This window comes from Ampullimonas aquatilis (assembly GCF_049675895.1).
Classification (GTDB): domain Bacteria; phylum Pseudomonadota; class Gammaproteobacteria; order Burkholderiales; family Burkholderiaceae_D; genus Ampullimonas; species Ampullimonas aquatilis.
In genome coordinates this window covers 2,880,024-2,901,216 of sequence record NZ_CP183834.1, presented here as the reverse complement: position 1 = coordinate 2,901,216, position 21,193 = coordinate 2,880,024, and the positions used below count along the sequence as shown (strand labels likewise).

Annotated in this window: 20 protein-coding genes; 12 read left to right on the top strand and 8 right to left on the bottom strand. The window is 49.6% G+C overall.

Annotation, left to right across the window (positions count from 1 at the left end):
* Window positions 1-12: 12 nt before the first annotated feature.
* The 6 genes from ACMYR3_RS13530 (at window position 13) to ACMYR3_RS13505 (ending at window position 6,746) form a co-directional block, all read left to right on the top strand.
* Window positions 13-1,662, top strand: coding sequence for a nitrite/sulfite reductase (locus tag ACMYR3_RS13530; RefSeq protein WP_424192462.1), 1,650 nt, complete (start codon window positions 13-15; stop codon window positions 1,660-1,662).
* A complete protein-coding gene (locus ACMYR3_RS13525; protein ID WP_424192461.1) occupies window positions 1,655-2,191 on the top strand; it encodes a DUF934 domain-containing protein in 537 nt (178 codons plus the stop codon). The genes ACMYR3_RS13530 and ACMYR3_RS13525 overlap by 8 nt, the downstream gene beginning before the upstream one ends.
* 22 nt (window positions 2,192-2,213) lie before the next feature.
* The gene (locus ACMYR3_RS13520; RefSeq protein WP_424192460.1) at window positions 2,214-2,933 is read left to right on the top strand and encodes a phosphoadenylyl-sulfate reductase; all 720 of its coding nucleotides are present in this window, start codon (window positions 2,214-2,216) and stop codon (window positions 2,931-2,933) included.
* Between the two features lie 291 nt (window positions 2,934-3,224).
* Window positions 3,225-4,157: a sulfate adenylyltransferase subunit CysD gene (cysD, locus tag ACMYR3_RS13515; protein ID WP_424192459.1), complete on the top strand. Its 933-nt coding sequence runs from the start codon at window positions 3,225-3,227 to the stop codon at window positions 4,155-4,157.
* A 220-nt stretch (window positions 4,158-4,377) separates the two neighbouring features.
* On the top strand, window positions 4,378-5,673 hold the full coding sequence (locus ACMYR3_RS13510; protein ID WP_424192458.1) for a sulfate adenylyltransferase subunit 1: 1,296 nt from the start codon (window positions 4,378-4,380) through the stop codon (window positions 5,671-5,673).
* 404 nt (window positions 5,674-6,077) lie between these two features.
* On the top strand, window positions 6,078-6,746 hold the full coding sequence (locus tag ACMYR3_RS13505) for a hypothetical protein (protein ID WP_424192457.1): 669 nt from the start codon (window positions 6,078-6,080) through the stop codon (window positions 6,744-6,746).
* 64 nt (window positions 6,747-6,810) lie between these two features.
* Here the strand turns inward: ACMYR3_RS13505 and ACMYR3_RS13500 are convergent, their stop codons facing one another.
* From ACMYR3_RS13500 to lptF, 4 genes are all read right to left on the bottom strand, one after another.
* The gene (locus tag ACMYR3_RS13500; RefSeq protein ID WP_424192456.1) at window positions 6,811-8,823 is read right to left on the bottom strand and encodes a PAS domain S-box protein; all 2,013 of its coding nucleotides are present in this window, start codon (window positions 8,821-8,823) and stop codon (window positions 6,811-6,813) included.
* A 279-nt stretch (window positions 8,824-9,102) separates the two neighbouring features.
* On the bottom strand, window positions 9,103-9,474 hold the full coding sequence (locus ACMYR3_RS13495; protein WP_424192455.1) for a sirohydrochlorin chelatase: 372 nt from the start codon (window positions 9,472-9,474) through the stop codon (window positions 9,103-9,105).
* A 53-nt stretch (window positions 9,475-9,527) separates the two neighbouring features.
* Window positions 9,528-10,706 (bottom strand): LPS export ABC transporter permease LptG, encoded by a 1,179-nt coding sequence (lptG, locus tag ACMYR3_RS13490; RefSeq protein WP_424192454.1) that lies wholly within the window; start codon window positions 10,704-10,706, stop codon window positions 9,528-9,530.
* Window positions 10,700-11,812: an LPS export ABC transporter permease LptF gene (gene lptF / locus ACMYR3_RS13485; protein WP_424192453.1), complete on the bottom strand. Its 1,113-nt coding sequence runs from the start codon at window positions 11,810-11,812 to the stop codon at window positions 10,700-10,702. Before lptF ends, lptG begins: the two co-directional genes overlap by 7 nt.
* A gap of 295 nt (window positions 11,813-12,107) precedes the next feature.
* Between lptF and ACMYR3_RS13480 the strand changes: the two genes are divergently transcribed.
* The 4 genes from ACMYR3_RS13480 (at window position 12,108) to ACMYR3_RS13465 (ending at window position 16,562) form a co-directional block, all read left to right on the top strand.
* Window positions 12,108-13,655: a leucyl aminopeptidase gene (locus ACMYR3_RS13480; RefSeq protein ID WP_424192452.1), complete on the top strand. Its 1,548-nt coding sequence runs from the start codon at window positions 12,108-12,110 to the stop codon at window positions 13,653-13,655.
* A gap of 74 nt (window positions 13,656-13,729) precedes the next feature.
* Window positions 13,730-14,161, top strand: coding sequence for a DNA polymerase III subunit chi (locus ACMYR3_RS13475; RefSeq protein WP_424192451.1), 432 nt, complete (start codon window positions 13,730-13,732; stop codon window positions 14,159-14,161).
* Window positions 14,158-15,000: a hypothetical protein gene (locus ACMYR3_RS13470; RefSeq protein ID WP_424192450.1), complete on the top strand. Its 843-nt coding sequence runs from the start codon at window positions 14,158-14,160 to the stop codon at window positions 14,998-15,000. The genes ACMYR3_RS13475 and ACMYR3_RS13470 overlap by 4 nt, the downstream gene beginning before the upstream one ends.
* Before the next feature lie 263 nt (window positions 15,001-15,263).
* Window positions 15,264-16,562, top strand: coding sequence for a D-amino acid dehydrogenase (locus ACMYR3_RS13465; RefSeq protein WP_424192449.1), 1,299 nt, complete (start codon window positions 15,264-15,266; stop codon window positions 16,560-16,562).
* Window positions 16,563-17,048: 486 nt separating this feature from the next.
* Here ACMYR3_RS13465 and infA read toward each other — a convergent pair whose 3' ends face one another.
* Window positions 17,049-17,315, bottom strand: a complete 267-nt coding sequence (infA, locus tag ACMYR3_RS13460; RefSeq protein WP_424192448.1) for a translation initiation factor IF-1 — start codon at window positions 17,313-17,315, stop codon at window positions 17,049-17,051.
* Window positions 17,316-17,400: 85 nt separating this feature from the next.
* On the bottom strand, window positions 17,401-17,604 hold the full coding sequence (locus tag ACMYR3_RS13455) for a cold-shock protein (protein WP_424192447.1): 204 nt from the start codon (window positions 17,602-17,604) through the stop codon (window positions 17,401-17,403).
* A 334-nt stretch (window positions 17,605-17,938) separates the two neighbouring features.
* Between ACMYR3_RS13455 and ACMYR3_RS13450 the strand changes: the two genes are divergently transcribed.
* Window positions 17,939-18,175, top strand: coding sequence for a hypothetical protein (locus tag ACMYR3_RS13450; protein ID WP_424196515.1), 237 nt, complete (start codon window positions 17,939-17,941; stop codon window positions 18,173-18,175).
* 68 nt (window positions 18,176-18,243) lie between these two features.
* Window positions 18,244-18,960 carry a TerC family protein gene (locus tag ACMYR3_RS13445; RefSeq protein ID WP_424192446.1) on the top strand — a complete coding sequence of 239 codons (717 nt, stop codon included), beginning with the start codon at window positions 18,244-18,246 and terminating at the stop codon, window positions 18,958-18,960.
* Window positions 18,961-19,001: 41 nt separating this feature from the next.
* On the opposite strand, the gene ACMYR3_RS13440 is transcribed toward ACMYR3_RS13445, so the two are convergent.
* Both ACMYR3_RS13440 and ACMYR3_RS13435 read right to left on the bottom strand, forming a co-directional pair.
* Entirely contained in the window at window positions 19,002-19,475 is a 474-nt protein-coding gene (locus tag ACMYR3_RS13440; protein ID WP_424192445.1) for a MaoC family dehydratase, read from the bottom strand.
* 71 nt (window positions 19,476-19,546) lie between these two features.
* Complete coding sequence (locus tag ACMYR3_RS13435) at window positions 19,547-21,061, bottom strand: mechanosensitive ion channel domain-containing protein (protein WP_424192444.1); 1,515 nt, start codon at window positions 21,059-21,061, stop codon at window positions 19,547-19,549.
* Window positions 21,062-21,193: the final 132 nt, after the last annotated feature.

Below are 21,193 nucleotides of genomic sequence, written 5' to 3'. Positions count from 1 at the left end.
TAAGGTTGAGCTGTGTATCATTACGATGATTATGACCGCCAGATCGTGCTGGAGCGGGTTGCGCAATACCGGGACCAGACTGAGCGGTATCTGGCTGGCAAATTGAGCGAAGACGATTTTCGTCCCTTGCGTCTGCAAAATGGTCTTTATATTCAACGCCATGCGCCAATGCTGCGGGTGGCGATTCCTTATGGCTTGCTGTCGGCGACGCAGTTGCGCATGCTGGCGCATATTGCCCACAAATACGATCGTAATTACGCCCATTTCTCGACCCGGCAGAATATTCAGTACAACTGGCCAAGCCTGGAGTCGGTGCCTGATATTTTGGCTGACTTGGCCAGCGTCGAAATGCACGCGATTCAAACCTCGGGTAACTGTATTCGCAATATCACGGCTGATCAGTTTGCCGGTGTGGCACCTGATGAGCTGTTTGACAGCCGTCCTTATGCGGAAATCTTGCGTCAGTGGTCGACTTTCCATCCCGAGTTTGCCCGTCTGCCGCGTAAATTCAAGATTGCGGTGTCGTCTGCGCGCGAAGATCGTGCCGCGGTGGGTATGCATGATATTGGCCTGCATTTCTATAAAAATCCGCAAGGCGAAGTGCGTCTGCGGGTTTTGGCTGGTGGCGGATTGGGGCGTACCCCGATTATTGGCACCATGATTCGCGAAGACTTGCCCTGGCAAGATATGCTGACCTATTGCGAGGCGGTGCTGCGCGTCTATAACCGTTATGGCCGTCGTGACAATATGTACAAGGCGCGTATCAAGATTCTGGTCAAGGCGCTGGGTGGTGAAGCATTTGCCAAGCAGGTTGATGAAGAGTTTGAGTTCATCAAGGATGGCCCATCCAGGTTGATTCAAGAAGAAGTAGATCGGGTCTCGGCGTTTTTTGCGCCACCAGCATATGAAACGCTGCCAGCAGCCAGTGCTGCACTGGCAGCCGCCAAATCGGCTAATTTAGCTTTTGCCAACTGGGTCAAACGGAGTGTTTCTGCACACAAGGTATCCGGTTATGCGAGCGTGACGCTGTCCCTCAAGCCAACCGGTATTGCGCCGGGCGATGCCACATCCGAACAAATGGATGCGGTGGCGGATTGGGCAGATGAATTCAGTTTTGGTGAGTTGCGCGTGTCGCACGAGCAAAACCTGATCTTGGCCGATGTGAAGCAGGATGATCTGCTGGCACTCTGGGAAAAAGCCAGGGTACAAGGTTTGGCAACACCCAATATTGGTTTGATTACCGACATCATCGCCTGCCCTGGTGGTGATTTCTGTTCCTTGGCCAATGCCAAGTCAATTCCAATTGCCAATGCGATTCAGGAGCGTTTTGACAATCTGGATTACCAGCACGATATCGGCGATATCGAGTTGAATATTTCGGGTTGCATCAATTCTTGCGGTCATCATCATATTGGCCATATTGGTATTTTGGGTGTGGATAAGGATGGTTCCGAGTGGTATCAGGTCACGCTGGGTGGTCGGCAGGGTAAAGGCATATCAATCGGTAAGGTGATTGGCCCGTCTTTTTCGGCCGAGCAAATGCCCGATGTGATTGAAAAAATCATTCAGACTTATCTGAGCCGCCGCACGGCCGAAGAACTGTTTATTGATACCGTGGATCGCCTGGGTATCGCCCCATTCAAGGAGGCTGTGTATGCCTGATACGCAATTGATTAAAAACCAGCAGCTGGCACAGGATACTTATCAGCTGATTCGGCTTAAGGAAGGTGAGACGGCTGCTTCCATTCATCTGCCTGAAGGTGCTCTGATTGTGCCGCTGGCCGTGTGGTTTGCGCAGGAAGACTTGCTGCAGGCACGCGTGTCCGAGCATCACTGGCCGATTGGTGTGTGGCTGGCACCGGAAGAAGATCCGGCTGAACTGGCTGAGGAACTGACCAAGCTGGCGCTGATTGCGGTTGATTTCCCGGCTTCAAAAGATGGTCGTGGTTATAGTGCAGCGCGTTTGCTGCGTGAGCGTTATGGCTATAAGGGTGAGTTGCGTGCCATTGGTGACGTTTTGCATGACGAGATTTTCTATATGCAGCGCTGTGGATTTAATAGCTTTGTGATGCGTGCTGATCAGGATATCAATGCTGCAGCCACGGCGTTAAATACCTTTGGTGTCAAGTACCAGGGTGCGTATGATGATCCGGTGCCGCTGTTTCGCAAACGTTTTCCTGCTGCCATCTGATTTTTTACCTTTGAGGAACGTCATGACTCAAACCCACCCAGCCATTGATACTGCGGCACTCAGCAGTACTTTGCAGGCACGTTTGACTGCCATCACTGCTGAATTCAAGGCAGTCAAGTTTGCTACCAGTCTGGCCGCTGAAGACATGGTGCTGACCGATGCGATTTTGCGCGCCAAGTTGCCGATTGCGATTTTCACACTCAATACTGGTCGGCTGCATCAGGAAACTGTGGATATGATTGGCAAGATTGCCGAGCAGTATGGTTATACGGTTGAAGAATTCAAGCCCCAGCCACAGACCATTGAGCTTTATGTCAAGCAGCATGGCTTGAATGCATTTTATGAAAGCGTCGATCTGCGCAAGGAATGCTGCCATATCCGCAAGGTGGAGCCTTTGAATCGTGCGCTTTCCACCGCCGATGCCTGGCTGACCGGTCAGCGGCGTGCACAGTCGATAACCCGTGCCAATTTGCAGGAGCGCGAGGCTGATGCCGATCGTGGTATTGCCAAGTTCAATCCACTGTTTGACTGGAGCACCGACGAAGTCTGGGCCTATCTCAAGGCTTATGAGGTGCCAACCAACCCGCTGCATGCGCGTGGTTATCCCAGTATTGGCTGCGAGCCTTGCACCCGTGCCATCAAACCGGGCGAAGATGAGCGTGCCGGGCGCTGGTGGTGGGAACAGGCCGATAGCAAGGAGTGCGGGCTGCATATTTCGAGTTTGCCAGGGTCGGCCCAGTAATCAGCTGCTTGGTGTTCGTACGGCTGAATGGGGTATTTGCTTCTGTTTGATTTTTTAATGCGGCGGCGCCACATCAAATCAGTGGCTGGACGTTTGACCAGTTCGAGCGCGTTAAAATGCAGGGCGAATGCAGGTCGTCAAGTGCTGTCAAAGGCCGCCAAAAGATCTTAAAAGAGTGATACTGGCTAAGTGTATATTTTTTATTGACCTTGTTAAGTGCGTAAATATTGGGTGTTTTAAAATACCCCTGGGTTGTATCTAATTATCAAGAAACTATCAGGTAACCAAGTGATGAGCAACACAACTTTGGCTGGCGTGAGTCAGTCGCATCTGGATTGGCTGGAAGCCGAGTCCATTTACATTATTCGTGAAGTGGCGGCGGCCACGACCAAGCCGGCGCTGCTGTTTTCTGGCGGCAAGGATTCGGTCGTGCTGTTGCATCTGGCCATCAAGGCATTCAAGCTGGGCAATCGGCCCGTCAAGTTGCCCTTTCCGCTGGTGCATATTGATACTGGCCACAACTTCCCTGAAGTCATTACCTTTCGCGACAAGCGTGTTGCCGAATTGGGCGTGGAGCTGGTGATTGGCCATCTGGAAGATTCCATCAAGCGTGGCACAGTGCGTTTGCGCAAGGAAACCGATTCACGCAATGCAGCGCAATCCGTTACCTTGCTTGAAACCATTGAAGCGCATGGTTTTGATGCCTTGATGGGTGGTGCGCGTCGCGACGAGGAAAAAGCCCGCGCCAAAGAGCGCATCTTTTCTTTCCGCGATGAGTTTGGTCAGTGGAATCCCAAGGCACAGCGTCCAGAGCTTTGGAGCCTGTACAACACCGTATTGCACAAGGGTGAAAACCTGCGTGTGTTCCCCATTTCCAACTGGACCGAGCTGGATATCTGGCAATACATCGCCCGTGAAAACCTCGAACTGCCGCCCATCTATTACGCCCATCAACGCGAAGTGATTCGTCGCAATGGTTTGTTTGTGCCGGTGACACCGCTGACGCCACCCAATGACGGTGAGCAGATCGAAACCCTGTCAGTGCGTTTTCGCACCGTCGGTGATATCAGCTGCACCTGCCCGGTATCAAGTACCGCGGGTAATGTGGCCGAGATCATTGCCGAAACTGCCATCACCGATATTACCGAGCGCGGTGCAACACGGATGGATGACCAGACTTCGGAAGCATCGATGGAAAAGCGCAAGAAGGAAGGGTACTTTTAAAAGCAGTAAAAAAGCTTTCACCACAAAGGCACAAAGCACACAAAGAAAAATCGAGTGTATTGCTCATGTTTCCAATAAATGGATGTCTAGCATACTCATGACAAGAAACATGCTGGTGATATGCCGTCAATCTAATCTGCACAAAGGTACCGTTTTCCCTTGGTGTTCTTTGTGGCTTAGTGGTAAACGAATTTAATTTTTTTCATCAAGGTTTTTAACCATGACTGCAACACCAGAAAATCAGGGTATTTTGCGTTTCATTACTGCCGGTAGTGTGGACGATGGCAAGAGCACATTGATTGGCCGCCTGCTTTATGACAGCAAAGGCATTTTTGCCGACCAGTTGAGCGCGATTTCAAAAAGTCGTTTCAAGCGTACCGCCGGTGACGCCATTGACCTGGCTTTGCTGACCGATGGCCTGGAAGCCGAGCGCGAGCAGGGTATCACGATTGATATTGCCTACCGTTATTTCTCTACACCCAAACGCAAGTTCATCATTGCCGATGCTCCCGGTCACGAGCAATACACACGCAATATGGTCACTGGCGCTTCGACGGCCGATGCCGCCATCATTTTGATTGATGCCACACGGGTCGTCGGTGGTGAACTGCTGGCACAGACCAAGCGCCATAGTGTGATCGCCAAACTCCTGGGGATTGCCAATATCATTGTGGCCGTCAACAAGATGGACCTGGTGGATTTTTCTGAAGCCCATTTCAATATGATTCAAACCGCCTATGCGCGTCTGGCAACGGAACTGGGTTTGCAGAATGTGCATTACATTCCGGTCTCGGCACTCAATGGTGACAATGTGGTGGAAGCGACCGAGTCCATGTCCTGGTACGGTGGTGAACCATTGCTGACCCTGCTGGAAGGTTTGTCAGTGTCGACTCAGCAAGAAGCGGCGCCATTCCGTTTTCCGGTACAGATTGTGGCGCGTCAGGATGGTTCATCCGCGGATGATTTTCGTGGCTATATGGGCCGTGTTGAGTCAGGCAGTGTGGCAGTGGGTGACACGATTACCGTGCAGCCCGCCAGGATCAGTGCCACTGTGGCTGAAATCCTTGGGCCCAATGGCAACCTTGATGTGGCTCATGCTGGCCAGAGCGTGACGATTCGTCTGGGCGAGGATGTGGATGTTTCCCGGGGAGATGTCTTGGCTAAAGGTGAAGTGACCGTCTCCAATAAATTCATTGCCGATCTGTGCTGGTTTGATGAAGATGCCTTGACCATCGGTCGCAAGTATCTGCTCAAGACAGGCACCGCGATCATTCCGGCCAAGGTGCAATCGGTGACGGATGTGCTTGATATTCATACCCTGGCTTTGCACAATACTGCGCAAGAGCAGTCCAGCCGTACCGATGTGAAGATGAACGATATTGCGATTGTGAGTGTACTAGCGCAAAAGCCAATTGTTTGCGAGCCTTATGCAGTCAATCATGCGACCGGCGCTTTTGTGTTGATTGATGAAGTCAGCCATCAGACAGTGGCGGCAGGCATGATCTTGCAGTCCTGATTGTTTAGTGTGATGTTGAAAAGGCAGTCAGAGCAATCTGGCTGCCTTTTTTGTTGGCTTAAATAAAAAAATAATGCTACTTGATATTTAAATTTTAAAGCTGGTGTTATCAGTGATACTGATTGCATTGGTACCGATAGGCCAGTATCTGAACCTGAATTGACAGCGCCGGTGTTACGCATTCAGTAACAGCGGTTGGCTTGATAATAAGTATTCATGCGGGTTTCCGGTCTTTTTCATGTTTTTAATGTAAAACTATGTCGGCATAGATAATTGGCAGCAAAGTGTCCTGTGTTTTAGTCACTTATTTCCTGTTTTTGTGTGATGGGCTGTTTTAGCATCCAACGTCAACCACACCAAGTGGTATCTGTTCAATACTTGAGTGCACAGGAAAAGAGGCGACAATGACAATCTATCGTAAGACTGAAAAAGGTCAGCAGGAAATTACGCTGGGTTCAAAAGGAACATTGGAACGGCGTTATCGTTTTCATCTGATTATGATTGATGGTGTCACAGATGCAGCAGAATTGGCTTTGCGGGCGCCCGGGCATGAAGATCCTGCCGTTGTCTGGGCGACCTTGCTGGAAGCCGGATTCATTGAGATGGTCGCAGGCAGTGGTACCACAGTCACTGCAGCAGGCGATGACAAAACGCAGCCTGTTGCAGTGCCTGTGGCACCACTGCATCCATTGCAGACAGATATGCAAACTGTCGCGTCAACGGTGGTGTCAACTGTGGCGCCAATCATAGTGCCAGCTGTTACGCCAGTGGTGGCATCTGCGGCTGAAGAATCTCAACATGCCAATATGACTCAGGCCGAGATTTCTGAGACAGAGATTGCGGCACTGATTGCTCGTCTCAAGGCGGCCAAGCGTGAGGCTTTGAGTATTGCAGTGCCGCTGTATGGTCCAGATGCCAATGGCTTTTTGGCCAAGGTTTTAAAGGCTGGTTCAGAGGATGATCTTGCTCAGGCAACACGTGATTGTGGTGAACGATTGCAAGTTATGGCAGGTAAAAAAATCAGCAAAAATTTTGTCAGTCAAGTGCTGAAGCATATTGGTCTTGTCGAGTAGATTTTTTTGATGATTAAATTTGAAATAATTTTTCATCAATTTTTTTATAAACAGATGACTGGATTCAAACTGTGGTTTTATGAAACAGCACAACCAGGCCATGACATTCAGCCTGGCCGTTGACAATCGGATTGATCATCTCTTTGATTGAACATGTTTCATGATGGCTGTTGTGGAGTTTTTTGTAACGTTCCACGCCATGCAGAATATGATTTTCCAATAATGTCGGAACAGCGTTGTCGCAAAGTTTGTGCGAGTGGTAGTCTTCAGTGATGTAGACGCTGTTGAGTGGTTTGCCTTGCACAAACAAGCCGTCGCAGGCTAATAAATTTTCGGCACGATGATTGAGATAGGTGATGTTGCCATCGAGGTCCGCAGCAATGACGCCATAATCAATGGAATTGAGCGTGCATTGCAAAAGATCGTGTTCGAATGAAAATCTTTTGACCAGTTGATTTTTTTCGGTGACGTCTTCCAGGAAGGCGACTGATTGATGTGGCTCACCATGTTGATCTAATAACAATATGCCCGATAACAGCACCTCAATGATGCTGCCATCTTTGCGAATAAATTCGTACGGAATCTTGTCGCAATAGCCATTTTCAAAGAAATTTGGCAAAGCAACTTGTTCGGCATAGATACGGGAGGTATCACTTAAAAATGCTTTTGAGGCGCGCCCAATGACTTCAGTTCGGCCAAAGCCCATATTTTTAAGCCAGGCATTGCTAACGTGCATGATGTTGCCTTCGGTATCAATCGAATGCAGCATGGCTGGGGTAGATTCGTACAGTTGTCGATAGCGTCGCTCGCTATTTAGGAGCTGTCGCTCAATTACTTTACGTTCAGTGATGTCACGCGAAATGATGGAAACACCAATGACGTTATCTTTAGGGTTGATCACGGGTGAGAGCGTGGTAGCGACATCGATGCGTCTGCCACTTTTATGGAGACGGACGGTCTCGTAATAAGGAATTGGCTCGCCACCCAAAACCATATCTACCAAAAGCTTTTGCTCGGTATGCAATTCACGTGGCGCAAGAATGCTGGCTGGTTGACCAATGATCTCGTTTGCTTTGTAGCCGAATTGCTGTTCAGCTGCAGTATTCCAGCTGGTGATATATCCCTGCAGATCTTTGCTGAAGATGGCGGCATCAGACGTAGCCACAATCGCCGCCAGATTATTGGCCGTATCTTGGGCCAGCTTCTGTTTGGTGATGTCATGGCCTGACGAAAATATGGCACTGGGCTGGCCCTTTTCGTCGGTAATGATGCGGCTACTCCATTTGACCCAGCGGACCTGACCGTCAGCTTCAATGATTTGTTGTTCGATCAGTTGATGGCCTCTGGATTTTTGTAATTGATGCATCGATGCGATGACGTTATCACGCGATGCTTCGGGCACAAGTTCAGTCACCGATTGATTGACGATCGCATCGACTGATTTGCCTAAAAATCTTCCCAGGGCTGGGTTGGCATAAGTAATTTTTAAATTAAGGTCGGCAATCCAGATCAGGTCAGTGTGCTCTTCAATCAGGCTTCGATAGCGGTTTTCACTTTGCAGCAATTGCCTGGCGATAGTGTGATGAGTACTCTGAAATTCGATGACTTTGATGACCAGATTGCCCAGGTGTTGCAGTTGCTGCCACTGAGCGGTACTGAGTTGCTTGGGTATCTGATCAATCACGCATAGGGTGCCAATGTGGAAACCATCCTTGGTGACCAAGGGGGTGCCCGCGTAAAAAGTGACATAGGGTGCTTGGGTAACCAGTGGATTTTTGCTAAAACGCGGGTCCTGGCGGGCATCGCGTACTTCCAGAGGCTGTTCACTGAGAATGGCGTGCGCGCAAAAGGCCAGATCACGTGGCGTTTCGGTGATGCCGGCCAGACCATGAGTGGATTTGAACCATTGCCGTTCTTTATCGACCAGACTGATCAAGGCAATGGGGGTCTGACAGAGGTTGGCGGCCAGTCTGGTCAGCTCATCAAGAATCGGATCGGGTTGGGTATCGAGCACCGCCAAGGTATGCAATCGTGCCACACGGTCAGTTTCGTTGAACGGTAATTCAGCAGGTATCATGGTTCTAACAAACTTTTATATAAGGACAAAGGGATGAATGATTTCCAATGTCTTGGATTCTAAAAGTTTGGTAATGATTGATGTCTTGGAATAACTTTGGTTTTGTCCGTCAATTCGGGCGATGAGGGTGCGCTGGCTGGATGAGTGAACGACAGGGTGACAAATCAAATTGCCATCATCTGAATTTATACTCTATGGGTGTATAGAAAATTAATCAATGTATATGCACTTAACGGCTCAATATTCCAATATACTCCAGGAAAATTGCTGTTTTTTTGCTTAATTGAGTTGCGCCAGGCAGTAGCTGGTGATGGCATTTAACACCGCATCATCTTCACCCACAGCGGGTGCGCATTGGATGATGATATTGGGGTGCTTGGCGCGAATGGTTTCAATCAGGGCGGGCAGGTCTTTGCGAATATGCCCACCTTGCCCAAAAAATACCGGGATGATGGTGATCTGTGTGCTGCCATTGGCAATCTGTTGGGCAACGGCGTCTGCAAGACTCGGTGTCATCAATTCCAGAAAGGCCAATGAGGCTTGCTGTGGTGCTGGTAGATGGGTCGCCAATTTATCGCGCAAGCGCTCAAAGGGTTCAGCCCAACGTGGATCGCGAGCACCATGACCAAACAGAATGAGGGCTTGCGTCATAGAATTCCCTTGTTGAAATTTTCAATCAATGTATTGTGGTGAGTTTGCCGGGGTCAGGTGCGGTTCAGCCATTTCAGCGCGATGATGGCAATGCCGAGATAAATCAGGCTTGGCGCAATGGCTGCCATGACGGGCATCCAGTGGTTGAGCAGACCAATATGAGCGAACAGATTATTGACCAGGGTAAACGTTACACCCAGCATGATGCCACCAAAGACTTTTAGACTCACTCCGCCAGCACGAGAATGAATATAGGCAAACGGTAGCGCCAGCAAGAGCATGACCAACACCGCAAAGGGATAGATCACCTTTTTCCAGAAGGCAATTTGGTAGCGTGAAGAGTCTTGCTTGTTTTCATTGAGATGACTGACAAAATTGACCAGATCGAGAATCGGCATTTTGTCCGGATCAACAATCATCATCGCACCTAGAATGGTGGGTGACAATTCCGACTGCCAATGCAGTTCGTCCAGATGCTTAACCGTGACCAGCGGTGCTTGCTGGTATTGTGTGGCGGTTTGCGGTGTGATGTCGGACAGACTCTCCTGAGCAAACAAGGTTTCACTGACATCTTGCAAGCGCCATTCATTATTGCTTGTGCCGTTATTGCTGCTGCCGATGTATTGAGCCCGTTCGGCAATCCGCAGGCTGATGAGCCGAAAGTTTTGATCAAACTCATAAATCTTGACCGTGCTTAAAGTGGCATCCGGATTGATTTCCTCCACGTTGATAAAGCGGGTCCGGTTGGGTGGGCTATCCTTGATCCAGGCACCTGAACGAAAGTTGCCAGCGACCGAATTACCCAGGGCATTCAGGCGCAGGCGTTGTGCAAACTGATCAATCGGCGGGCTGACATATTCACCCACCAAATAGGTGATGGCCACCAGCAACAGACCAATCCGCACAACCAGTTTGACCGATTGCCAGACACTCATGCCCGAGGCGCGCAAAATAGTAAATTCAGAATTGGCAGCCAGTTGCGCAAACACGTAGATTGCCCCGATCAGGCCTGCAATCGGCAGCAATTCATATATATGTGCAGGTACGCCCAATAGCACAAAGATGAAGGCTTGCATGAAGCGGTAATTACCTTTGCCGACGCTGCCCAGCTCGTTGACCAAATCAAGAAAAGTAAACAGGGCCAAAAATGCCACCAGCACAAACAGGACTGCTTGCAGAATTTGGTTGGACAAATAGCGATCAACGATTTTGGGGCGCAATAGACCTAACATGCGGCTTGCTTTCTTTTTAGATGATCGCACAATGTGGCAACGGGTTGCCAGTCATACACTCGGCGCAACAGCAAAAACATCGCCAGCATAAAAGCAATGCCGTGCACGGTAAGCATGGCTTCCAGCATGGGTACCTTGCCTTGCGCTACCCAGGCTTGTGCCAGATTGACCAGATTGGAGTACACCACATAGGCGAGCAGCGCAAACAATAAACTATAGGTGCGGCCAGCACGTGGATTGACAAAGCTCATGGGAATGGCCATCAATACCAGATTGAATGCGGTGAGCGGCAGTGATAGACGCCACAGTAATTCGGCCTGATTGAGCAGCGTGGGTTGGGTGATCAGCTCTTGAGTGGATTTGGTGCGGCTTTGCAGGTCGGCCAGATTGGTGGGTTTTTTCTCTTCGAGCAAAATCCCGTATTGATGAAACTCCATCACCCGATAATCCTGATTGCCGGGTTGGCCTTCATAACGCCTGCCGGATTCGAGCACCAGAAATTTATCGCCATTGGGCTGGGTTTCGACAAAGCCTTCTTTGGAGACCATGATGCCCAGTTTTTGCTGTTGAATGGTCGAGACAAAAATATTTTTCACCCGTGAGGCGGCTTCATTAAGGCCTTCGACAAAAAAGATGCGATTGGCACCATTGGACTCACGAAACTGACCGGCTGTGACTTTTGATAAGTCATCGCGCTGTTCAAAACGATCCTTGAATGTGGCGCTTTGCTGATTGGCCCAGGGCCAGCCAAACAAGGTCAAGACACTGATCAGGATCAAAAACGGCAGAGCAAAACGAATGATGGGTTTAATCCACGCGGTCAGGCTTTGTCCGGCGGAAAACCAGACCACCATTTCCGAATCTTTGTAATGACGGGTCAGCACCATGAGCACCGCCACAAAGAGCGTCAGCGTGAGAATCAGTCCAGCATAGGACATGGCAGCAAAACCAATCAGCGACAAGACATCTTGTGGGTCGGCCTTGCCAGCGGCGGCTTGTCCGAGTATGCGGATCAGCATGGTGGTGAGCGTGATGGTAAAGAGCACCAGAAACACGGCACCGGCAGTCTGGGTCAGTTCACGGATTAAGGCGCGTTGAAAAATCATGACATCTCGTAGAAGGTGTCTTGTCATCAAGACAATGAAAGGCGCTAGTGTAACGCGGTCAGTCGATATGCGGCTTACCCAGGGTTATTGGTCATGTGGATTGCGGGCATCGTTGCCGGGTCATCAGACCCGGCAATCGCACAGACTCAATAATTTCATCCCGGCCAAACGATGAAAGGACTATGCCATCGCAGCAAGAATGGTGATAATCCGAGCTGGTCAGTCACGCAATGGGCGCGGTATCATCAGCATCATTACGTGCATTCATCTCATTCGTTGAACAGGAAATATAGTCATGGAATTTAGCATAAAAGCCTTTGATGTGGCTGCAGTGCCAACTGGTAAAACCACGGCAAGAAAAGCCAATCTGGCAACACAATTCAAAACCGATTGCTGGGTCATTGGCCTGTTTGAAGGCAGCGCATTTACGGCGGCTGCAACGCAATGTGATGAAGCAGCTCAAGGTGGTTTATCCAAGATTGCCAAGCTGGGTGATATTACCGGCAAAAAAGGCCAGACGCTGTTGATTCCCGCATTGGCTGGCGTGACTGCACAACGGGTATTATTGGTTGGGTTGGGTAAACAAGATGACTTTAACGCCAAGGCCTATAGCGCAGCTGTCAAAGCAGCGTTGAAAGCCCTAGGTGATACCAAGGCCAGCCAGATCTTGTTCAGTCTGCCTGAAGTATTGATCAGTGATCGTGACACAGCCTGGGCTGTACAAACCACCGTGCAATTGGCGCGGGAGTCGGCCTATCGTTTTATTGCCAACTTTCCTCAGTTCAAAAGTAAAAAAGAGACTGATCCAGCAGGCCCTGCCGAGATCATCCTGAGTGTGGCGCCCGCCGAGCAGGCCGCTGCCAAAATGGCCCTGTTACACGGCGTGGCCTTGGCCAATGGTATGGCCTTGACCAAAGATCTGGGTAATTTGCCAGGCAATATCTGCACACCGACTTATCTGGCCGATACCGCTAAAAAAATGGCGCGCGAGTTCAAGCTCAAGGTGGAGATTCTTGATGAAAAACAGATGCAGGCTTTGAAGATGGGCTCTTTGCTGTCGGTGGGCAAAGGTTCTGCACAAGCATCTAAATTCATCGTATTGCAGTACACCGGTGCCAGTGCCAAAACTGCACCCGTGGTATTGGTGGGCAAGGGGATTACTTTTGATACCGGCGGCATTTCACTCAAACCAGGTGCCGAGATGGACGAGATGAAATACGATATGTGTGGGGCAGCTTCGGTCTTGGGTACGATTCGAGCGGTGGCTGAAATGCAGTTGCCAGTTAATCTGACTGTGGTTGTGCCAGCCGCCGAAAACATGCCATCTGATCGTGCCAGCAAACCCGGTGATATTGTCACCAGCATGTCCGGCCAGACCATTGAAATCTTGAATACCGATGCCGAAGGGCGCCTGGTATTGTGTGATGCGCTGACTTATAGCGAGCGTTTTAAACCTGCGGCCGTGGTGGATGTGGCCACCCTGACAGGTGCCTGCATTATTGCTTTGGGTCATGTCAATTCAGGTCTTTTCACCAAAGATGATGCCTTGGCCGAGGCCTTGAGCAAGGCCGGTAAAACCAGTCTGGATACGGTTTGGCGTATGCCGCTGGATGAAGAATATCAGGAGCAGCTCAAGTCCAACTTTGCGGATATGGCCAATATTGGCGGCCGGGCGGCAGGCAGTGTGACGGCCGCTTGCTTTTTGGCGCGCTTTACCGAAAAATATCGCTGGGCGCATTTGGACATTGCCGGTACGGCCTGGAAGAGCGGTGCAGCCAAAGGCGCAACGGGTCGACCCGTGCCATTATTGGTGGAATTTGTTAAATCTGGTCAATGGCAGTAAGTTGTCGTAAAAGGTTTACAACTTTCCCTCCCTTAACAAGGAAAAAGTTGGCAAAAACAGCATAAAATAGTCGGATGACGCATATCGACTTTTATCGTTTTGTTCCCAGCAAACTGGCTTTTGCGTGCCGCCTGGCGCGCAAGGCCTACGCCAGTCAGGCCAAGACCGGCCAAAAGCTGGTGATCTTGTGTCCCGAGCAACAATTGGATGAAGTTGATCGCGAGCTCTGGCGCTTCTCGGCGCTGGATTTCATTCCCCACAGCAAGGTGGGGACGCCGCAGGCAGCCTTGTCAGCCGTGTTGCTCACGACGGATGCCGCGGCCAGTACCGATACTGATGTGCTGCTTAACCTGACTGATACTGTCCCTGATCACTTTGCCCGCTATCAGCGTTTGCTTGAAATTGTGCCGCAAGACGAAGTGGGCAAAGAGCAGGCGCGTGAGCGTTACCGCTTTTATCGGGAGCGTGGTTATCAGCTGGCAACACACGATGTGGAGCAGGCATGATTCGCTGGCCCATCTTCGGCAAGAGCAAGAAAAAAGATGAGTCCGCGCCGGATAGCATCAGCAACTTTCTGACCGATACCGATTTTCTGCCGACTGAATTTCATTTCAGCAAGGAAGAGCCCTGGGCGACGACAGAGTCGCGCCATGAAGCTTTGTCCATCATTCCTCAGGAGTCAAGCACCGTCAATGGTTATGCGAGCCAGATGAATGGGGCTTCAGTTGAGGATTTGCGTCTGCATGAGCAACATAAAAATGATCAGGTGATACCGGTGCTGACCGAGATGCTGGTATCGGTTGATGAGGCTATGGGCGATGGCATGGATCTGGATTTGGCCGAGCTGGAAGAGGAAATTCCGTTGCTCAATGAGGAAGTCCTCAATCTGGATTCACTGGTCGAAGTGGACTACCACAGTGTACTCACACAGACCGATGCCCTGCTGGCAGAAGCGCTGGAGCATTTTGACGAGCAGATGGCCCAGTCGGCACAATTGGCTGATGATGCTGAAAAGACCACGCTGACCATCAATAGCACCACCGATGATGGCTTTGTCTTTGGTGAAATCACTAACGATGCGCAAACTCGGACAGTTCAAGCCGCCGCTCTGTTATCAGCCGATATGGAGCAGCAGCTCACCACCTTGCTCGACGAAACCATCAACGATGTGGTGACGCAAGTATTGCAGCAACAATTGCGTATTGCCACCATCAATCTGAAGGTGCAGATCCGTGACGAGCTGATGCGTCGTCTGCGGGCTCGCGCCAGTCTCAATCAAACGCCAGCGGTGGCGATCCAGCAAACCGAGGCTGATCCCAACTGGCGCAATCACCACGCCGACTGATCCTGTTTGCTGGCTCAAATCCGATTCAGTCATGTCAGTCGTCGCTTTATGGCAATGATTTCATGTGGTTTTTTATGGGTGAGAAATAGTAATTTTTGTGTTTATATTTTTAAAATGAAAAGTGGTTTTGTTTTTCTTATTTAAACAAAAATGGGTTTTTTTATTTTTTTAATTTAAAAAAATGACATAAAAATGATTACTTGAATCGTTTTATTTTGGTTAGACTTCATGCCTGTCAGAATAGATTTGCCATGGGGAAGAAGATGAAAGTAGCAGTTTTAGGTGCAGGTATTTTAGGTACGGCCAGTGCTTGGTTTTTAAATCAGCGTGGCTGTGAAGTGACCGTCATCGAGCGTCAGCAGGGCGCGGCGCGGGAAACCAGTTTTGCTAATGGCTGCCAGATTTCGGTGTCACATGCCGAACCTTGGGCCAATCCCAATGCACCACTCAAAATTCTCAAATGGCTGGGTCATGAAGATGCACCCTTGCTGTTTCGTTTGCGACCTGACTTGCGTCAATGGTTGTGGGGCATGCAGTTTTTGCGTGAGTGCAGCCCGCAACGCACCCGTCGCAATATCATCCAGATTCTTGCCATTGCTGCGTATAGCCGCAGTACCTTGCAGTCATTGCGTCGCGAGTTGAATATTGAATATGATCTGCTCGAACGCGGTATCCTGCATTTTTATACTGATCAAAAAGAGTTTGATGGTGCCTTGGGCCCAACCGAGCTGATGAAGCGCTATGGTTGCGAACGTGAAATCAAGACAGCCGATGAAATGGTCGCTTTGGAGCCAGCACTGGCTACTGTGCGCAACAAAATTGTGGGTGGCACTTATACACCGTCCGATGAGTCCGGTGATATTCAGCGTTTTACTAGCCAGCTGGCGGATCGTGCTGCCGACAAGGGTGTGCAGTTTAAATATGGTCATACCATCACCCGTTTGTTACGTGATGGTCAGCGCATCAAAGGCGTTGAAGTGATTCAACCGGATGGCAGTTATAGCCTGATCGAAGCGGATGCCTATGTGATGGCGATGGGTAGTTTCAGCCCCGAGTTGCTCAAGCCGATTGGTCTGTCCGCCATGATTTATCCGGCCAAGGGTTATTCGGCTACCTATAATGTGGTCAATCCAGGTACCACACCCACCATCAGCTTGACGGATGATGGCTACAAGCTGGTGTTTTCGCGTTTGGGTAATCGTCTGCGGGTAGCTGGCACTGCCGAGCTCAATGGTTATCAGCGTGATCTCAACCCCACTCGTTGTGCCGCAATCACACGTCGTACCCGGGAGCTGTTTCCCGATGCGTGCGACTATGACAATCCGCTCTACTGGAGTGGCCTGCGTCCAGCCACGCCATCCAATGTGCCTTTGATTGGCCAAAGTAAACTCAGCAATCTTTATCTGAACACCGGCCATGGCACCTTGGGGTGGACGATGGGCGTTGGTTCCGGCAAGGCATTGGCCGATATCGTCACCGGTCGTCAACCTGAAGTGCAGTTTGCATTTTTGGGTAAACCGGAGCCAACCGAAGAAGCGATGTTGCGTCCAGTGCTGGTCTGAAACCAGGATGGCATATCAGCAGGTGTGCCCACTACAAACTGCGCAGATTGTTAAAAAGAGCGTCATCAAGTCAGATCGATTGAATGATGCTCTTTTTATTTAGTGGATACTGCTATAGGGTATTTAAAATTATCATTTACTTACGCACTGTATGAGCTTAAATAAACATGAACTCCCTGAGAGTATAGGATGTTGATTGATTTAATCAGGTGCGTAGTGGGATTTGTTGCGCTATTTTATGGTCTGCGTGATAGCAGTGAAAAGGCGCTCATTGGGCAAATGGGAATAGCACGAGCAGCTTAAGCAAATGGTGGCGTTATCAATGGAATCAGTGCATCCGAACAGATTGCGTGACTAATTCCAGAAAGGCACATGGTAGCAACCTAAGCATACCTGACGAGACAAGAAACCACCCTAGTCGAAGCTGATAGCAAAAGCATTCAGTATTGCCAGTATGATAATGGTCTGCTATCAGAAGCAGACACTTTAGCGAGGACGATAGGTGCGACGTGCAGTATTGGTGGTGGCACGTTCATCTTTGTGACGAAAGCGGATACGGCCTTTAGTCAGATCGTAGGGCGACATTTCAACGGTAACGCGATCACCGGCGAGGATCTTGATGCGGTGCATTTTCATTTTGCCCGAAACGTAGGAAATGATTTCAAAACCATTATCCAACACAACACGGTAGCGGGTATCGGGCAGAACTTCAGAAACAAGGCCTTCCAGTTCAATGAGATCTTCTTTGGCCAATATGTTCTCCGGTTGGCTTGCGAAAGGGAAAAAGGAAAAAAAATGCCCGGTGACCCGGGCCATTTTTTTGTGTTGCTGTGATGAATTACAGCGGTTTGATATTGGAAGCTTGTTTGCCTTTAGGGCCAGTTGCAATATCAAAAGACACTTTTTGATTTTCTTTGAGGGTTTTGAAGCCTGCGTCTTGAATAGCTGAGAAGTGAGCGAAGAGATCTTCACCGCCACCATCTGGGCTGATAAAACCGAAACCTTTGGCATCATTAAACCATTTGACAATACCTGTAGCCATTGATAAATCCTGTAAAAATGTTGAGTAATCAACGCATGTGCGTTGTTTGGGTGCAAGGCTGGAAGAAAAACCAACCGATAGCCAATTTGAAAAAAATGGAGATGCCGGAAAGGCTACTAGAAGACCTGCTCGACAATTGTCTCACACTTTCATTTAAATAAAAGGTTTTATTTTGCCTGGGCTTAAATAAGTGATTTGATTCGATCTTCAAGCCATGGGCAATTAGGCTGAACTGGATTAAACCGTCTAAAATGCGCTCATTATTATTAGCCGACCAATTAAAGTGAAAAAAACTGATCTCGAAAAAAACAAAGGTTTGAAGATTCGCAGCAAGATGAATCTGGCAAGTATTCCGGGCCGTTTTGGTGTGCAATCATCGCAGCCACTCGACAAACGCGAACAACGCAAACGTGATCAGGAGCTGGGTCTGGTGCCTTTTGCCGTCAAACTCAAAAGTGAGCTTGTCAAACAGTTACACGAAGAAGCCGAAGCTCGTCAGATTTCTTTAAGTGAGCTGGTTGGCGAGTTATTGCATGCTGGTATGCAAACCATCAGTGATGTGGACGAGTGAGTCATTACACTCATCGGCCTATTCATTAGGAACCGCCATTTCCTCTAGATTTTTGATTCGAGATCAACGTGATTGAGTTACTGACTTCCCCCGCAGCCTGGATTTCCTTTTTCACCCTGACGGCACTAGAGCTGGTTCTGGGTATCGATAATGTGATTTTCATTTCGATTCTGGTGGATCGTCTGCCTGCTGAGCAACATAATCTGGCGCGTCGCCTTGGCTTGTTTATGGCAATGTTCATGCGCATTGGTTTGTTGCTGGTGTTGTCGTGGATCATTGGGTTGACTGAACCATTTTTTACTGTGCTGGATCGTCCTATCTCGGGTAGAGATCTGATTTTGATTGCGGGTGGCATATTTCTGCTCTACAAAAGCACCAAGGAAGTCCATCATGAGTTTGAGCATGATGAAGAAGAGTTGACCAAAAAAATCAAGCCAGTCAGCTTTACCGGGATCATCCTGCAGATCATGGTGATTGATATTGTTTTTTCACTCGACTCCATCATCACGGCTGTGGGTATGGTGGATCAGGTCGCTGTGATGATTGCTGCCGTGATTGCTTCAGTGGGTTTGATGATGTTGTTTGCCGCCGCAATTGGCCGCTTTGTGTCTGACAACCCAACCATCAAAATGCTGGCTTTATCATTTCTGATTGTCGTCGGTGTGACGCTGGTTGCCGAGGGTATGGGGCATCATGTACCCAAGGGTTATATCTATTTTGCGATGGCTTTTTCTCTGGGTGTTGAAATGCTCAACATCAAATTGCGCAGGAAAAAATCACGTTAGCAATCAATCTTCAATAGTCTTGCTGCGAAGTTAATTGCAAGTCATATGGGGCGACGAAACACCAGCAACTTGGCAATCATCAGTTGCTTGATCTGATGATCCTGATTCAGCGTTTCACTGCGCACCGTCACCATTCCCTGATTGGGTTTGGAGCGTGATGGTGTAATAGCCACGATCTCGCTCTCTACATGCAGGATGTCGTCAGGCCGGGTTGGCTGTGGCCAGCTGATTTCACCACCCGCGCCAATCAGTCCATCAGCCAGCGGCATGCCACTGGTGACTAGCAGGCGCATGGTAATTGCGGCGGTATGCCAGCCACTGGCAGCCAGGCCATCAAAAAAACTGGCTTGGGCCGCAGCCTCATTCAGATGAAACGGTTGCGGATCAAACTGTTCGGCAAAGCTGACGATAGCGGCTTTATCCATTGCATATTCAGCGCTGTGATAGCGCATCCCGACAGATAAATCATCCAGGTAAAGCTTTGGCGTTGTGGTGTCAGTTGATGGCTGGGCCATGATTACTCCTTGCTGGCAATAAAGACAATGAGCGTAGCAGAATTTAAGTTTCCAAGTTCAGCGGATCTTGATTACAAACCAAAAAATTGCCTCATCCGTTTCAGCAGGTCTTGTGCCACAGAGTCATTGGGCATTGCTTGATCACGTGCTTTTTGTGATGCCTCGGTATGTGCTTGGCGCGCAGCCAGCGTTTGCGATAAGCCTTCCAGAATATGAGGTCTTTTCTTGAGCAGCGTTTCAAAGTCGGAGCGATCCAGTCGATAGGTAAGTACATCGCTACCTGCGATGATTGAGGCGCGACGCGGTGCGCCAGTCAGCATGGCGCGCTCACCAAATATATTGGGCGCATCCAGGCTGGCAATCCGATGCCGATGGCTATTGCTAACGGCTAGCGAGTCGTGTTGATCTTCTTCCACATGTACCCGACCACGAACCAGAATGAACAGGGATTGGGCGATGTTGCCTTGTTTGGTGATCAGATCGCCAGGCGCAAATGGTGCAGAATAAAGTTGATCGGCCAGCTCGATTTTTTCATCGGTAGTCAAGGTCTGAAATAGATCAATGGTTTCAATGGCATCCAGTTTGCGACTGTGCTCATCGAGATGACGCACATTTTTATGACGTGCCTGTGAGGTATGGATGATTTCGCTGATTGGGTAGGGCATTTCCATGCCACGCCGCAAGAGGGCGGTAAAAATATGTGCTCGAACTGCCGAATCGGTCTGTTCGTCTTGAGAGAGATCGGTCAGCCAATAGCGCAAGGCATACTGGATCGAGCTGGCCGCAAAATCGGTGCACACCACAAAAGCGGTCGGTTGATCGGCCACATGTGCGATACCCGCATGGGCGAATGCCTGCTCGACTACTTCAATCACCTGCCCGGGTGGATAGTCGTAACCCATATTGAAAAAGATGGCACGACGCCAGCCAATGCGTTGTTCACCGCGCCGCGCCAGCAGGTTCATATGATTCTTCAGCAGTACATTATTGGGAACGAGGATGGTTTCGCCATTGTTGGTGGCAATGGCGACATAACGCCAACGTACACCGACAATGCGCCCCATGATGTTATCAATGCGAATCCAGTCACCCATGCGCAACGCATCATCCATTTGCAGGCTAATCCCTGCCCACAGATTTTGGAAGGTGTCCTGCAACGACAGCGCAATGGCACCAGTAATAATGGCTGATGTGGTGAGCAGACTGGATAAGTCCTCATGTGATAGATAAACCCGCATGACCGCATAGGCCAGCAAGGCACCCACGATGACCATATCATCCAGAATGCGGGGTAGCTTGAGAAAGCTGAGCGAGATGCGAAATAGAAAGGTCACACCAATTCGAATGACTGCCCAGGCGACCAAGCTTAAAGCGGCTTCGCGGGCAATCGGCCCAAGTTTGGGATGCAGCTGTGAGAGATGGACAAAATCAAGTGATAGCAAGGCGATCAGGCCAAGTGCATCAACCAGCAGCATGTTGATGACAAGGCCACGCTGCTCTGGCCGCGAACGCATTAGCCAGACGGCCAGCAATGCAGCAACCATTGCTGCTGTTAATGCTTCGCTAAAACCGGGCTGGCTCAGCATGGTCAAGCACGCACATCAATGATTGAATCTGTCATGACATTACTCCCTTGTGCCAATCATGCCAGCATGGCCTGAACGGCTCACGATCCAGGTCAAACTCTGCTTGTTTTTTTAATCAGATAATGAGCGAGT

Excerpts from the sequence above, each read along its gene's own strand:
- ACMYR3_RS13525 (WP_424192461.1), top strand. The coding sequence starts at position 1,655 with ATGCCTGATACGCAATTGATTAAAAACCAGCAGCTGGCACAGGATACT.
- ACMYR3_RS13520 (WP_424192460.1), top strand. The coding sequence starts at position 2,214 with ATGACTCAAACCCACCCAGCCATTGATACTGCGGCACTCAGCAGTACT.
- cysD (WP_424192459.1), top strand. The coding sequence starts at position 3,225 with ATGAGCAACACAACTTTGGCTGGCGTGAGTCAGTCGCATCTGGATTGG.
- ACMYR3_RS13510 (WP_424192458.1), top strand. The coding sequence starts at position 4,378 with ATGACTGCAACACCAGAAAATCAGGGTATTTTGCGTTTCATTACTGCC.
- ACMYR3_RS13505 (WP_424192457.1), top strand. The coding sequence starts at position 6,078 with ATGACAATCTATCGTAAGACTGAAAAAGGTCAGCAGGAAATTACGCTG.
- ACMYR3_RS13500 (WP_424192456.1), bottom strand. The coding sequence starts at position 8,823 with ATGATACCTGCTGAATTACCGTTCAACGAAACTGACCGTGTGGCACGA.
- ACMYR3_RS13495 (WP_424192455.1), bottom strand. The coding sequence starts at position 9,474 with ATGACGCAAGCCCTCATTCTGTTTGGTCATGGTGCTCGCGATCCACGT.
- lptG (WP_424192454.1), bottom strand. The coding sequence starts at position 10,706 with ATGTTAGGTCTATTGCGCCCCAAAATCGTTGATCGCTATTTGTCCAAC.
- lptF (WP_424192453.1), bottom strand. The coding sequence starts at position 11,812 with ATGATTTTTCAACGCGCCTTAATCCGTGAACTGACCCAGACTGCCGGT.
- ACMYR3_RS13480 (WP_424192452.1), top strand. The coding sequence starts at position 12,108 with ATGGAATTTAGCATAAAAGCCTTTGATGTGGCTGCAGTGCCAACTGGT.
- ACMYR3_RS13475 (WP_424192451.1), top strand. The coding sequence starts at position 13,730 with ATGACGCATATCGACTTTTATCGTTTTGTTCCCAGCAAACTGGCTTTT.
- ACMYR3_RS13470 (WP_424192450.1), top strand. The coding sequence starts at position 14,158 with ATGATTCGCTGGCCCATCTTCGGCAAGAGCAAGAAAAAAGATGAGTCC.
- ACMYR3_RS13465 (WP_424192449.1), top strand. The coding sequence starts at position 15,264 with ATGAAAGTAGCAGTTTTAGGTGCAGGTATTTTAGGTACGGCCAGTGCT.
- ACMYR3_RS13455 (WP_424192447.1), bottom strand. The coding sequence starts at position 17,604 with ATGGCTACAGGTATTGTCAAATGGTTTAATGATGCCAAAGGTTTCGGT.
- ACMYR3_RS13450 (WP_424196515.1), top strand. The coding sequence starts at position 17,939 with ATGAATCTGGCAAGTATTCCGGGCCGTTTTGGTGTGCAATCATCGCAG.
- ACMYR3_RS13440 (WP_424192445.1), bottom strand. The coding sequence starts at position 19,475 with ATGGCCCAGCCATCAACTGACACCACAACGCCAAAGCTTTACCTGGAT.
- ACMYR3_RS13435 (WP_424192444.1), bottom strand. The coding sequence starts at position 21,061 with ATGCTGAGCCAGCCCGGTTTTAGCGAAGCATTAACAGCAGCAATGGTT.